Origin of the sequence: Paenibacillus sp. FSL H3-0469 (assembly GCF_038051945.1) — a bacterium.
Classification (GTDB): Bacteria; Bacillota; Bacilli; order Paenibacillales; family Paenibacillaceae; genus Paenibacillus_AQ.
The window spans coordinates 626,889-641,965 of sequence record NZ_CP150302.1; the positions used below are offsets into that span (position 1 = coordinate 626,889).

3 protein-coding genes are annotated in these 15,077 nt (G+C 56.5%); all 3 read left to right on the forward strand.

Annotation, left to right across the window (positions count from 1 at the left end; all coding sequences use genetic code 11):
- The first annotated feature begins 5 nt into the window (after positions 1–5).
- Genes NSS83_RS02785 through NSS83_RS02795 form a run of 3 tightly spaced genes read left to right on the forward strand, consistent with a single transcriptional unit; the run spans position 6 to position 15,075 of the window.
- Entirely contained in the window at positions 6–596 is a 591-nt protein-coding gene (locus tag NSS83_RS02785) for an indolepyruvate oxidoreductase subunit beta (protein WP_341185853.1), read from the forward strand.
- Entirely contained in the window at positions 586–8,856 is an 8,271-nt protein-coding gene (locus tag NSS83_RS02790) for an SDR family NAD(P)-dependent oxidoreductase (RefSeq protein WP_341347623.1), read from the forward strand. The genes NSS83_RS02785 and NSS83_RS02790 overlap by 11 nt, the downstream gene beginning before the upstream one ends.
- Before the next feature lie 6 nt (positions 8,857–8,862).
- Entirely contained in the window at positions 8,863–15,075 is a 6,213-nt protein-coding gene (locus NSS83_RS02795; protein ID WP_341347624.1) for a beta-ketoacyl synthase N-terminal-like domain-containing protein, read from the forward strand.
- Positions 15,076–15,077: the final 2 nt, after the last annotated feature.

Consider the following 15,077-nt stretch of genomic DNA (forward strand, 5'->3'; position numbering starts at 1 on the left):
GACCGATGAACGCAGCTACAAGCATTATTTTGGCCGGTGTAGGCGGAAAAGGTGTCATTACTGTAACCAATGTGTTGTCACAGGGACTGGTGGCACTCGGGTATGACGTTAAGGTCTCCGAGGTGCACGGCATGTCGCAAAGAGGCGGAAGCGTGCATGCACAGGTCCGGTTCGGCGACAAAATATATTCCCCGCTGATTGAGATGGGTACTGCGGACTATATCGTCGGCTTCGACCAGATTGAAGCCCTGCGCTGGGGAAGCTTCCTGAAGCAGGACGGACGGATGCTCGTGAATCTTGCGGAGCTGAATGAGGATATTTACAAGGGGAAATACGATGACAGCTTCAGCCGCTACCAGCATGTCTCTTTTGTTGAAGGACGGGCCATCGCCAAGGAAACGGGTAATGTGCGGAATGAGAATTTTGTCATGCTGGGCGCGCTGCTGCAGCTGCTCGGATTCGAATTCGCCGCCTGGAAGAGCACGATGGAGAAGTATATCAAGAAGCAATACCAGGAGGACAGCATTCTCGCTCTGCTGAGAGGGATGAGGGATCAGGCTGCCGTGGAAGTAAAGGAGACTGTGTATGAGCTCTAAGGCTTCGGCAAGCAGGCTTAAGCCCCTCGGAGGGGCAGCGGTACCGGATGTGGCTATCGTCGGCATCGGCTGCAGGTTTCCGGATGCCGATCACTACACCCGTTACTGGGACAACATGGTGAACCATGTGAATTCTATCCGCCCCATCAGTCTTGAACGCTGGGAGAACGGAAGATACGGGTTGAAGAAGGGGGCGGAGCTAGGCTGGGACAATGAGCAATTCGTGAAATTCAGTGCTCCGCTGCAGGGTATAGATAAGTTCGATCATACCTTTTTTAACCTGTCGCCCAGAGAGGTAACCAGCATGGACCCACAGCAGCGCATTCTGCTGGAGGAGACCTGGCACTGCCTTGAAGATTCGGGCATTCCGCTGGAGTCGCTTCAGCAGGAAGGGACCTCGGTCTATGTCGGCGTAACCGGCAATGATTATGCGCTTCTCGCCCTGTCCGGAGGCGAACAGGTGGATCATTACGCAGGTCTGGGCAACTTCGAGTGCATTGCGGCGAACCGCATCTCCCATTATCTGGGTCTAACCGGAGAGAGCCTCTCCCTGGATACCGCCTGCTCCTCCTCATTGGTTGCGGTCCATAAGGCAAGACAGAACCTCCAGTTAGGCGAAGCGAAATACGCCATCGCAGCTGGAGTGTGCCTCGCTTACCATCCTTGGCGTTATGTGAGCTTCTCCAAGTCGAATATGATGAGCCGGGACGGGCAATGCAAGGCTTTTGACGAGAATGCGGACGGATTCGTGCAGGGGGAGGGCGTTGGTGTTCTGCTGCTGCAGAAGCTGGAGGATGCGATCCGGGACGGCAACCATATCTATGGTGTCATCCGGGGCAGTGCCGTGAACCACTGTGGTCCGTCGCAGACGATCGCCGCCCCAAGCATGACCGCACAGAAGCAAGTGATTGAAGCCGCCCTGCGTCAATCCGGAGTCGATGCTTCAACAGTCAATTATATCGAAGCACATGGTACCGGAACCGCTCTTGGCGATCCAATTGAGGTTGAAGCGCTGACACAGGTATTCAGACAGTACACCGAACAGAATCAGTTCTGCACCATCGGCTCTGTCAAGACGAATATCGGCCATCTGGCAAGTGCCGCCGGGATGGCCGGAATCATCCGGGTGCTGCTGATGATGAAGCATAAGACGATTCCGAAGCTGCTTAATCTGACCCGGCTGAATCCGCTGCTGGACTGGGAGCATACTCCGTTTAAGGTGGCCACGGATAATACCGGCTGGGTGCAAGTAGATGCACAGACTCCGCTGCGGGCAGGCATAAGCGGTTTTGGCTTCGGGGGAGTCAATGCCCATGTCATTCTGGAAGCCTATGAGCCGCCGAAGCCCGCCAGGGTAAGCAAGGAACCGGCTCCGGGGCCGCAGATCTTCGCCCTGTCTGCCTTGAATTCCGGCAGTCTGAACGAGGGGATCTCCGCCTGGAAGTCGTACTTGAACGCTGCGGAGATCAACGGGTCTGCCATCGGCGGTCTATGCAGAACGCTGCTGGCAGGCAGACGGCATTGCCGGGAATTCAGAATCGGTGCGGTTGTAAGGAACAAGGAGGAGCTGGCAGAATTCCTTGAGGGGGCTGCAACCAGCGCTGAACGGTTAGAGCCGGGCTGCAAGGCATGGTCGGTTCAATTCACCAATGTGATTTATAAAGGGTACTCGGAGATTAAGAGCATCCTGCAAGAACCGTATATCCGCCGGACTTTTGAAGAGGTTATCGCTGAGATTGCGCTGCCTGAAGGGCAGTCTTCTGTCCCCAGCGGCATCACGGTTGCCAAATGGAGCAAGGAGAAGCTGCCTGCATACTCCTTCATAGTGAATTATACACTCGCTAAGGTGCTGACCGGCCTCGGGGCCGAGATTGCTGCCGTGAGCGGCGAACAGCAAGGAACGCTGCTCGCTATGGCCGTCTGCGGCATGATAACACCCGCTCAGGCATACAGCATTCTTAGCGGCAGGACCACGTTTGAAGAGACTGTCCTGAGAAGCCCGGAACTGACGTTCATTGATCCGGTTCATCATGTGAAGCTTCAGCCCGTGAACATCAGCGCTTCATATATTGCTGACCTGCGCAGTATGCGTATCGGCGAAGCTGATGCGGCAGCGTTCAAGCACTATGTGGAGAAGGCCCGGATTCTGAGCCGGACCCAGTTCACTTACAAGAAGTACTTACGGGATTGGGATCAGGTGCCGGCCCTACAAGAGGCGGGGCTGACTGTAGACTCCATACTCAATCAGGAAGAGCTGCTGGTTGCCGGAAATGATAACCCGGATGCGGGGTGGCAGTGCGTTCTGCTGCTGTTGATCACCTACGGCTCGCTGCTGAAGCTGAATCAGAAATGGGACTTGTCGGAGCGGATCACTCTAAGGGATGAACGTCTGAATGAATGGGTTCAGCTTGTTCTGGGAGAGGTGATTTCCAAGGAAATGGCAGTGCGGCTGTTAGCTTCTCCCGAAGCGGAAGCGGCCGGGGTCATTGAAGCGGTGCGGGAACAACTGAATACACGGAACAGTCAATTAAGCTTGAACAGAGCTTACACACATCTGCATGATGCGAACTCTCTGCTGCCGGAAATTGCTGACATGGCAGGCTGGAAGCATCAGCTGCAGGAACACAGCGCCGGACAGAGTATTCTGCAGACGGAGATGATCCGGCTGTCAGCGTCAGACAAGGACTCCGAAGTATATTCACTGTCGATCCAGAATGACGGAATCCCCGGGTTCCAAGAGATCCTGCTTCAGTTATGGCTGGCCGGGACAGATCTGGACTGGAGCCGGTTGTATCCCGGGGGAAGCTTCAGGAAGCAGCCGTTGCCCGGATATGCTTTTAACCGTTCGAGACACTGGATGCCTGCTCCGCCGCCCGCTGCGGTTCCTGGCCATCCGATGCTTGATCTGGCGAAGTCCAGTCCAAGGCAGCTGCTGTTCGTAAAGACACTTCAGGTGAGCGATTTCTACGTTGGTGAGCATGTTGTCGGTGGACGGGTGATTCTGCCGGGAGTAGCTTATCTGGAGATGGTCAGAGCCGCTGGTGAGCTGGCCTTCGGGGATCAGGTGCATGCCATTAAGGATGTACTGTGGGTGAAACGGCTGGAAGTGGCCGATAAGCGGGATGTCTCCATTCAGCTTACCCGGGATTCAGGGTATTTGAGGTTCCGGGTGTATACCGGGGATATGGACCATCCGGTGATTCATTGTACGGGTAAGCTCTATGCGGGCAAACCAGAGCAGGCGGTACCGCGCAGATTCATGCTTGACGAGATACGGGCAAGAGGCGGAGCCATTGTAGGGAAGGATTTCTGTTACAACGAAGTATTCGCCGGATTCATCGGCTTTCAGTACGGGCCAAGCTTTCAGGCAACGGCTGAAGCGCTGTGCGGTGATGCGGAATCCCTGGAAAAGCTTGAACTGCCGCCGCATCTGCAGCCCGGCTTCAACGATTACCTGCTGCACCCGTCTCTCTTAGATGCCGCGCTGCGGGCCGTAACCTGGATCGGCGGAGCTGAGGCTTACAAACAGCTCAAACTACATATTCCTTTTGCGCTAGGGGAAGTGATCATTCACGGCAGGCTCACACCAAGCTGCTATTCCTATGCAGAGATTGTTCCTGAGACAGCGGATAAGGCAGCAGGCATGAAGCGGTTCAATATCTATATTCTGAATGCGCTGGGGGAAGTGCAGGTGGAAGCCAGAGACTTCACGATCCGGGCTATTCCGGGCAACTCTCCGCTGAATCCGGCAAGCCGCATTCAATTGTATACCGAACGATGGCAGAATGCTGAGTTCCCCGCTCATTCCGGGCATTCTCCTGTGATGACAAATGTGCTCTATCTGACCCGTGACCACGGGAGGAGGCATCTGCTCACAGACGCCTTCAACCGCGGGCAAGCGGTGCCGGACCACATCATCAGCGTGACTCAGGGGACAGATTACAGCACTTCGGACGAGACGTTAGAGTTCACCATCCGGCCCGGATGTGAAGCGGATATTCACAAGCTGCTGGGCGGGCTGCTGTCGAGGGGCATAAGAATTGACGCAGTTATAGATGAATGGAACGGGGCACAGACAGGGCTCCTTACCGGTTACTACACGGTTCTGAACCTGTTCAAGACGGTTACACTGCTCTACAGAGACCATCCGGTCCGCTATCTGCTGGGTGCAGTCTGCGGAGGCCAGCCGGAAGCGGGGATGCTGCAAGGGTTGTCCAAAGCATTACAGTCCATTAACCGCACCTTCATTCCGTCCGTGATGTACTGCAGTACCGTTGAAGAAATTCCATTCTATGCGGCGCAGGAGCTGCTCTATCCGCAGCGGTCTTCTTATATAGAAGTCGCCTATACTGGCGGTGCCCGGACCAGTCTTGCTATTCTGCCGCTGGCATCCTTACCGGAGGCCGCATTCAGCGGGTTCCGCAGACATGGAACTTACCTCATTACCGGCGGCATGGGCAAGCTGGGGCTTGCGGTGGCCGAATATGCCCTCCGGCATTACGAGGCTAATCTGGTGCTGACCGGAAGAGCCGGGCTGGATGCTTCAAGAAGCGCTGAGCTGCAGCGGCTGCAGCAGTGTCCGGGGCAGGTCATCTATCTGCCCGGCGATATCGCGCAGCGGGATACTGCCATACAGATTGTTGCTCAGGCCAAAGAGATGTTTCATTCTATGGATGGCATCGTTCACTGTGCCGGAGTACTTGGCGAACTGCCGCTGATGGACGCCACTCCGGAACAGATGGCGGAGGTACTCCTGCCCAAGATTCAGGGAGCCTTGAATCTGGATGAAGCTACACGACAGGAGAAGCTGGATTTCTTCGTACTGTTCTCCTCTCTTTCATCCATTATCGGTGATTTCGGCAGGGGAACCTATGCCGCAGCCAACAGCTATCTGGACCGGTTCGCCGTGCTGCGGGCGGAGCAGGTTAAGGCAGGATATCGCTCGGGAGCTTCACTGTCGGTCAATTGGCCTGTATGGAATGACGGCGCGATGCAGTTAACCGGAGAAGAAGCTGTGCAGTACAGCCGCCAGACCGGAATGGGTCAGCTGGACACCCGGGCAGGTCTTGAGCTGCTGGAGCAGCTGATCCGCACAGGGGAATCACGCATCATCGTAGCCTGCGGGGAAGCACAGCAATTGAACCGGGTGCTGGGCACAGCGGCTGAGAAGGCATGGAAGGAGCAGGTGCTGAGTGCTTCCGCTAAGGCTGCCGGGAAGCGTCCGCAGCTTCAACCTGGTGCCGCCGGGACTGTGCTGGTGAAGGAAGCGGTTCAGCAATATTTGAAAAAAGTCGTGTCCCAGGCAACCGGAGTTCCGGCAGTGCAGATTGAGGCGGACGGCAATTTCTCCAAGTACGGTATCGATTCCATCATGATTATGGAGCTGAATGGAATTCTCGATAAGGACTTCTCTGATCTGCCCAGCACATTGTTCTTTGAATACAGCTCGATCGCGGGCCTGACCGCCTTCTTCATGGAGCATCATGCCGGATTCTTTCAGCAGTCAGCGGGAGAAGCGGAACGGGAGAAGGCTACGGAAGATCGAGAGCTATTGACTGGGCCAGCACCGCAGATCATTGCAGATCAAGCGGGAAGTGAAGTGTTCCATGCACCCCTGCATGCAGCACATTCCGCTGATCCCCGGTTCCAGGCTGCGGAAGCAGCTGGCGGTGACATTGCGATTATCGGCTTAAGCGGACAGTATCCGATGGCGGAGACGCTGGAGGAATTCTGGGAGGTGCTGTGCCGGGGACAAGACTGTGTCACTGAGATTCCGCCGGAGCGCTGGGATTACCGCAAGGATTACCATCCCGAGAAGGGGAAGCAAGGCAAGGTCTATACCAAATGGGGAGCGTTCATGAAGGATGTGGAAATGTTCGATGCCGGATTCTTCCATATCTCCCCGAGGGAAGCGGAGCTGATGGACCCGCAGGAGCGGCTTATGCTCCAGACCGCGTACCACACGCTGGAGGATGCCGGAGCGGCGCCGGATACACTCTCCGGGAAGAAGGTTGGCGTATTCATTGGCGTGATGAACTCCCATTATCAGCTCCTTGGCGCGGAAGCATACACTAACGGCCGGCTGGTGGATGTACGTTCATCGTTCGCGTCCATTGCCAACCGGATCTCCTATCATTTCAACTTCAAGGGACCGAGTCTGGCGGTGGATACGATGTGCTCCTCAGCACTGGTAGCCCTGCATATGGCCTGCGAGAGTATCCGGCACGGCGAGAGCGAGCTGGCGGTAGCCGGGAGTGTCAATACCATTGTGCATCCGGCAAAATACATCTTCCTGGCCGATCAGCGCTTCGGCTCCACGGAAGGCAAGTGCAGAGCATTCGGCCAGGGTGGAGACGGTTATGTTCCCGGCGAGGGCGTAGGCGCAGTCCTGCTGAAGCCGCTTGCGGCGGCACTCAGGGACGGGGACTCGATCTATGGCCTGATCAAAGGAACGGCGGTCAATCACGGCGGCAAGGTCAGCTCATATACAGTGCCTAACCCGAACGCCCAAGCCGAGCTTATCGAAGAGGCACTGATGAAGTCGGGCGTGCATCCCAGACAGATCAGTTATATTGAAGCCCATGGCACCGGTACGGCGCTGGGAGATCCTATTGAGGTGGCCGGCTTAACGAAGGCCTTCAAGAAATCCACTTCGGATACCCAGTTCTGCGCCCTTGGTTCCGTCAAGAGTAATATCGGCCATCTGGAGTCGGCTGCCGGTATGGCTTCCTTGACCAAGGTACTGCTGCAAATGAAGTATAAACAGTTGGTTCCTTCTATTCTGGCCGAGCAGCTTAACGAGAATATCGATTTCGCAAGAACGCCGTTCTTCGTGCAGCGCTCGCTTGAGCGGTGGGAACCGCTGGCGGAGGAGACGCCGGAAGGAATCAAGATCCAGCCGCTAAGGGCTGGCATCAGCTCCTTCGGGGCAGGCGGCACGAACGCTCATATGATCATCGAGCAATATGTGCCGGAAGTCATTCCTGCTGCGCAGCAGGGAGAGCAGTTAATTCTGCTGTCCGCCAAGAGCAGGGAGAAGCTGCGGGCACAGGCCAGACAGCTTGCGGCATTCATTGCCCGGCAGCGGAAGGGCGGCTGTGTTACTTCGGGCACCGGAGAACACATTGCCGCCAGAGTGCAGGCCGTTCAGGAGCATTGTCTGAATACGGTGGCTGAGGTGCTTGGCATGAATCCCGGGCAGATCGACTTCGATGAAGACTTGGCCGGACTGTGTACAGATGCTGTGCATCAGGTCAGATTAGCCGGTGCAATTAAGGATTTACTTCATGATGCTGCCGCTCAGCCCGCACCGTGGACCAACTGGTCCCTGCGGGAGCTGACGACCGAGATAAGCCGGAGCCTCAGCGGCGAATTATCCGGCGGACGGGCGGATACGGGTGAGTATACACTGCGGCTGGAGGATGTCGCCTATACGCTGCAAGCGGGACGGGAAGCTTTTGACGAGCGGGTGGCTATTGTAGTGCGTAATCTCAGTGAGCTTGAGGGCCTATTGAGCCGCTTCGCTGACGGAGAGCATAATCTGACGGATGTATACACAGCCAGCCTGGACCCTCAGCGTGATATCGCGGCTATCCTGTTCCAGAACGGGCCCGGACACGAGTTCATCCGCAGCGCCATTACCCATAGACAATTGCCGCAGCTTGCCCAGCTCTGGCTGCTGAAGGCGGAAATTGACTGGAAGCTCCTGCATGATGAGCCGAGCTGTGCAAGGATGATTCCGCTGCCTCATTATATTTTTGACAAGCAAAGATACTGGATCGGCAATAGCTTCTCAGCAGCCCAAGCCGCAGGCCATTCCGAAGCCAGCCGCTTCGTCATTGAACCGCCGAAGATCTCTGGTGATCCCCGCCGGATGAACCGCTCCCGTCCAGTGTCACTGGTAGCATCGGCTGAAGCTGAACAGCCCAGTGCCTCTAGTGCTCATGAGGTGAAGCAATGTCTGGAACAGACACTGGAGGAAGTCATTTATAGGGAAGCGGGGACTATCAACCCCGACCTTCCGTTCTCGGAGCTGGGTGTGAACTCTGTGCTGACGCTGGAGCTGGTGGACAAGCTGAATGACAGACTTGGCCTGAGCCTGCACTCCAATGATCTGTTCAACTACAATACGCTGCGGCTGCTGACTGCCCATATTCTTAATATGTCAGGTCACACGGCAGTCCTGTCCGGGGATGCTGAACCGGCGGCGGATGATCCGGTTGATCTGAATGAACTTGAACTTTTACTGGAGGGAAGATAAGCGCCTATGTTGAGCAGAACGTATACAGCTGACCCTTCGCCAAGTCAAGGGAATGTTCGCCGGGAGGACATCGCCATTATCGGAATCTCCGGCAGATTCTCCGGCGCGGAGAATGTAGAGGAGTATTGGAACAACCTGATTGCGGAATCGGACTGCGTGCAGGAAGCGCCTGCTGAACGCAGGGAGCTCTCCAAGCTAAGCCCGGAGCAGAAGACGCATATCCGTTACGGAGGATTCATCCCCGGAGCGGATCAGTTCGATCCGTTGTTCTTCCGCCTCTCGCCGAAGGAGGCAGAGCATATGGACCCCAGGCAGCGGTTATTCCTGGAGGAATCCTGGAAGGCCATTGAAGACGCGGGATATTCGCTGGAGGAGATGTCAGGAAGCAAATGCGGCATATTCGTTGGCCTTCAGCAGGGGGAGTACCTGGAACGGTTCGCCGGTCAGCTGAACGAGTATGTTCCTACCGGCAACAGCCTGTCGGTCATTCCGGCGAGAATATCCTATCTGCTGAATCTGAAGGGGCCAAGCATCGCCCTTGATACCGCCTGCTCTTCTTCTCTGGTGGCATTGTCGCTTGCTTGCGACAGCCTGCACAGCGGCGGGAGCGATCTGGCCATTGCCGGAGGCGTGCAGATTATGCTCGAACCCTGGATCTATATGTCACTGGGCAAGCTGGGGATGCTGAACACCGACGGTATCTGTAAGCCGTTCGCCGAGGAGGCAGACGGCATTGGACTGGGCGAAGGCGCCGGCGCAGTGCTGCTCAAGAAGTATGCAGATGCCAGGCGGGACGGAGACCATATCTATGGCATTATCGCAGGTATCGGAGTGAATCAGGACGGTAAAACCAATGGCATCACCGCTCCGAACGGCCTCGCACAGACAGCCTTGGAACGGGAGATTTACGGGAAATACCAAATCAATCCTGAGCATATCACCTACGTGGAGGCGCATGGTACAGGTACCCGCCTGGGTGATCCGATTGAAGTCGCCGCCCTTACCGAGAGCTTCCGTGCCTTCACGGACCGAAAGCAGTACTGTCATCTGGGTTCAGTCAAAGGCAACATAGGACATACCTTGTCCGCTTCAGGGATCGCAGGGCTGATCAAGGTGCTGCTGAGCCTGAAGCACGGAAGAATCCCTGCCACTCTCCATACTGGCACGGAGAACAAGCTGATCGATTTCCAAAACAGCCCGTTCTACGTAGGCAAGCAGTCAGAGGAGTGGCGCAGGGAAGAAGGGCGCCCGAGGATGGCGGCGGTCAGCTCTTTTGGAATGAGCGGCACCAATGCCCATGTGGTTATTGCCGAGTATATCGAAGACATCCTTAGCGGGCCAGACGGAGAGCAGGACGGCAACATTCTTCTGTTCCCCTTGTCTGCCCAAAGTGACCGTGCGCTGGAGGCCAAGGCCCGGGATCTGCTGGACGCTCTGCGTAACGATCCAGGCTTGACGGAACTGGCCAACGTATCTTATACGCTGCTGGCAGGCAGAGATCATTACGCATACCGCAGCATGTTCGTTGCCTCAAGCAGAGAGGAGCTTGTCCGGGAGCTGGAAACGTACCTGCTCAGGGAACCTGGCTCCGGCTGGTACAGCGGCGGCGGATCGGGCAGCAGCACAGAGGTGAATCCTGCGCTCAAGGCCAAGATGGAGCGGTTGCTGGCACAGTTTCATCAGGACCGGTTCCCTCCGCAGGAGCGGGCAAAGGCAGCTCAATTAATTGCTAATTATTACATTAAAGGCTATGCCATTAGCTTCATTAGCCTGCCCCTGCCAAGGAGCTTCCGCAGAGTATCGCTGCCAGGCTATCCCTTCGACTATATGCGCTGCTGGATTGATGCAGGGGAGGAGAAAGCAAGGACTCTCCAGAGTGGAGGTGCCGCAAGCCCCATTACTGTGGATATGGGACTGCTTCATCCGCTGGTACACCGCAATATATCCACAGTTCAGGGAATCTGCTTCATCAGTGAGCCGGGGGCAGCCAGGCAAGCCATGCCCGGCAAGAAGGTATACGGGATGGCAGTCTTCAGCGAAGCTGTACTGCTCGCTATGGGCGTGCAGGCTGCTGTTCTTGGAGGCGGCGCATCGGGGATTACGGCTCTGGAGCGGGTGCAATTCTCCCATCCGGTTGCCGGCAAGCAGCCGGGGAAGCTGCATATCCGGCTCCAGGACGAAGACGGCTCCCTCAGGTTTGCTGTTCAGTGTGAAGGAGCAGAGCAGAATGTTCTGGCAGCAGGCACAGCCAGAACAGACCTGATCTCTTCGCTGGAGGAACGGGCAGTCGCGGACATCCGCAAGCTCCAGCAGGAAGCGGCGCAGGTGCGGACCGGGGAGGAAGTCTACCGTATATTGGAGAACCAGGGCATGGCTTATGAAGAACATGCCCTGGTCATTACCGGGATGTACAGCAGCTTAAGCGGACAGCTGGTAGAGATCTCCCAAGCGGTGTCCGGGCAGGCGGACGACATGCTGTCAGCCCGGTTGACCGAAGCTGTTCTGCAAAGTCTGAACGCGGACATGATCGCTTGCGGCGGCACGGCCGCAGCCGTCTATGAGATCGGTAAAATCCGGCTGGTGTCACCGGCCGCCTCAGCCAGATTTCTCTATTTTCAATCTGGAAGAATCGGCAACAGTCACAATAACAGCGGGCTTCATTATGACGTTCATGTGCTGAATGAGTGCGGTGAAGAAGTGTTGGTCTATAAGGACATTCACATGGTTCCGCTCCGGACTGACGGGCTTATCTCCGGCGGGCAATATGGACTGCTGAAGAAGGATTGGGTCAAGTCGGAGCAGACACAGCAGCAAAAACGGCTGGACGGTCAATATCTTGTGATCATCAACGAAGAGATGGACGAAGCCGCACTGGCAGCGGTGAAGGCTGCACTTGATCCGCCGCTGATCCTGTGTGACGGAATACGGCAGCAAGCCCGTGATTCTGTACTGGATGTTGATTTCACTGATACCGCAGGCAGTCAGCCATTTATTGATGCTCTGCTTGGCAAGAAGCTGACACTTCACGGAATCATCGATTTCTCAGATCTTCATGTCCAGCCGAAGTCTTGCTCCAAGCAGAGCTACGGCAAAATCATGCTGTTGCAGACCCTAGTCAAGCAGGCGGGCAAGAATTTCCGGATCATTCATTTAACCGGGGGTGTTCAGGGCCCCGGAGGAACGCATACACTGGCGGGTGCTGATGTTGCCGGTCTAATCCGCACCATCGGTGCCGAGTACAGACAGATTACCGCCCGTACGGTGGATATCGGAGCCGGGGCCATGGATATTCAGGCTCAGCTTCAAATGGTGCAGGCAGAATTATGCCAGGAATCTGCAGCAGCGGAGGCAGCTTACAAGGACGGCTGCCGCCATGAGCCGGTACTAACCGTCCTGAAGCAGGAGAATAAATGGAACAACCGAAGACCGGACAACAGGCTATCGCTGGACCCGGAGAAGGTCTATGTCATTACCGGGGGGACACGGGGAATCGGAGCCGAGTTGGCCCGACTGCTGGTCAGAAGAGGGGCGCGGAAGCTGGTGCTAATGGGAATCCAGGCATATCCTGCACGGGCAGAGTGGTCCGGAATCTTGTCTGATGCGGGCCAGAGCCCCGGGAATCAGGCGCGGATCAAGCGGATCATGGAGCTGGAAGCCTACGGTGCCTGCATTGACATCTTCTCCGGATCGTTGACCGATACCGCGCGGCTCCAGTCCTTTATCGGGAATATCCGTCAGCAACGGGGCGAAATAGGCGGCGTGATCCACTGCGCAGGCTCAAGTCTGAATAAGCATCCGGCTTTTGTTCATAAAAGCATCAGCGAGATTAAGCAGGTATTCGAGCCAAAGGTGGAAGCGATGTCTTCCCTCCAGCAGGTGTTCGCTGGGGATGAACTGGAATTCTTCGTTCTATTCTCTTCCATTTCAGCCTTGGCCCCACTGCTGGCTGCGGGTCTTAGTGATTACAGTGCCGCCAACTATTATCTGGACCTGTATGCACAGTGCCAGCACACCCTGGGCAACACGCATTATCAGTCGATTCTCTGGCCGAGCTGGTCGGAGGTAGGGATGCTGGCGGATTCAGGGTTCCTGCTCAGCCCGCTCTATACAGAAACCGGCCTCACCGCGCACAGCCTGGCCGACGGTCTCTCCATGCTGGAGGATATCCTCTGCGGCAAGGAGGAGCCCAGCGTCATTCCGGCCATTCTCAACATGGACCTGTATAGCCCGGAATTATGGCTCAGGACGAGCGCGGAGCGGTCCAGGGCGGGAGCTTCGCCGAAGACATCCCAGCCGGATCAGACGGGCAGCTCCGGCACTGCGGCTCCAGGAATCCCGGATATAGCGGTTCCCTTAGCGGAACTGCAGCAGGCATCCAATCTGATACTTGATCTGTTCTGCACAGAGCTGAAGCTGCCGAGGGAACGTATACGTGAGGATGTTCCTTTTGCCGAGATTGGTGTGGATTCCATTCTGTTGATTGAAGTCATTAAGCAGCTGGACATCGCCTTTAAGACCCGTATAGATCCTGCGCTGTTCTTCGAGCTTAGGGATATACGTGCACTGGCGGAGCATCTCTGTTCGAACCGTGCTGAGCTTGCGGAGAAACCGGAACAGCTTGATCACGGCGAACAACCGGAACGCGAAGAGCAGCACTTACAGACTGGTAATGAGATTAGATTCGCCGGGCAGTACAGCCGGGTGCCGGAATTCCAAACCGCCCGCAGCCATGAAGGCAAGGCGACAATACAGAGCACGCACCAGGTGCCGGACGATATGCACGCTTCCCCGGGTAATGCGGATGAGCGGATTGCCGTCATCGGCATGGGCTGTCATTTTCCGGGAGCGGGCGGCAAGGAGGCCTTCTGGAATAACCTGCGGGAAGGGATAGACAGTATTACCGAGGTTCCGGCCAGCCGCTGGGACAAGGATAAATGGTATGCCCCGCAGCATGCCGCCGGAAAAAGTATCAGCAAATGGGGAGGCTTCCTGGAGGATATCGAGAGCTTTGACGGCGGATATTTCGGGATTACGGAGAATATGGAGCAGATCAGCCCGCTGATGCGGCAGTGTCTGGAGGTTACGGCAGAGACCCTGCTGGATGCAGGGTATGAGCAGGCGGAAATCAGCGGGAAAAAGGTCGGTGTATTCATCGGTGCCCATCCCGGCTCCTATCCCGGCTGGGTGCAGGAGATCAATAAGAATACGATCATCGGCATCGGGCAGAACTTCATCGCGGCCTACGCCTCGCATTTCTTCAATCTCAAAGGTCCCAGCTTCACAGTGGACAGCGCCTGCTCTTCCTCGCTCCTGAGTCTGCATCTGGCCTGCCAGAGCATCCGGTTGGGTGAATCGGAGATGGCGGTAGCGGGAGGGGTGGACCTGCTGCTCGATGAGCGCCCTCACCTCGTGTTCAGTGCCTCCAGAGCGATGTCGCCGGACGGCAAATGCCATACCTTCGATGAGGAGGCGAACGGCATTGTGCCCGGAGAAGGCTGCGGGATGGTACTGCTCAAGCCGCTTACCCGGGCCCTTGCCGACGGGGACAGCATCTATGCGGTAATCGAAGCTTCGGCCGCAGGCAATGACGGACGGACCATGGGCGTAACTACTCCAAGCATGCAGGGACAGGAGGAGGTTATCGCTGAAGCCATCCAGCGTGCCGGGATCGACCCGGGGACGATTGGTTATGTGGAGACCCATGGCACAGGGACGATGATTGGCGATCCGATTGAGCTGAAGGCCCTGACTTCCGTATTTAAAAAATACACCGCCGCCACCGGCTTTTGCGGTGTAGGCAGCGTGAAGACCAATATCGGCCATTGCCTCAGTGCGGCGGGCATAGCCAGCTTCATCAAGACCGTGCTCTGTGTACATCACAAGACGCTTGTACCCACGCTGAATTGCAGCCGGCCGAATCCGCGCTTTGACTTTGCGCATTCGCCTTTTTATCCGGTGCTTGCAGCTTCAGCCTGGGACAATCACGGAGAGCAACGCCGGGCAGCCGTCAGCTCCTTCGGCTTCGGCGGCACCAATGTGCACATGATTATCGGGGAATGCGGGGAGGCTGCACGAAGTGACTATATCCCCCGCAGGCGGCCGCTGCCGGAGGCGGTGTTCAACAAGCATCGGGCTTGGGTGGACCGCAGGCAACAGGCACGGGGGCAGACTCAGGAGGAGCTGGACCAGCTGTCCTTCCTGCAATTCATTGAAGAGTGAGC

Excerpts from the sequence above, each read along its gene's own strand:
- NSS83_RS02785 (WP_341185853.1), top strand. The coding sequence starts at position 6 with ATGAACGCAGCTACAAGCATTATTTTGGCCGGTGTAGGCGGAAAAGGT.
- NSS83_RS02790 (WP_341347623.1), top strand. The coding sequence starts at position 586 with ATGAGCTCTAAGGCTTCGGCAAGCAGGCTTAAGCCCCTCGGAGGGGCA.
- NSS83_RS02795 (WP_341347624.1), top strand. The coding sequence starts at position 8,863 with ATGTTGAGCAGAACGTATACAGCTGACCCTTCGCCAAGTCAAGGGAAT.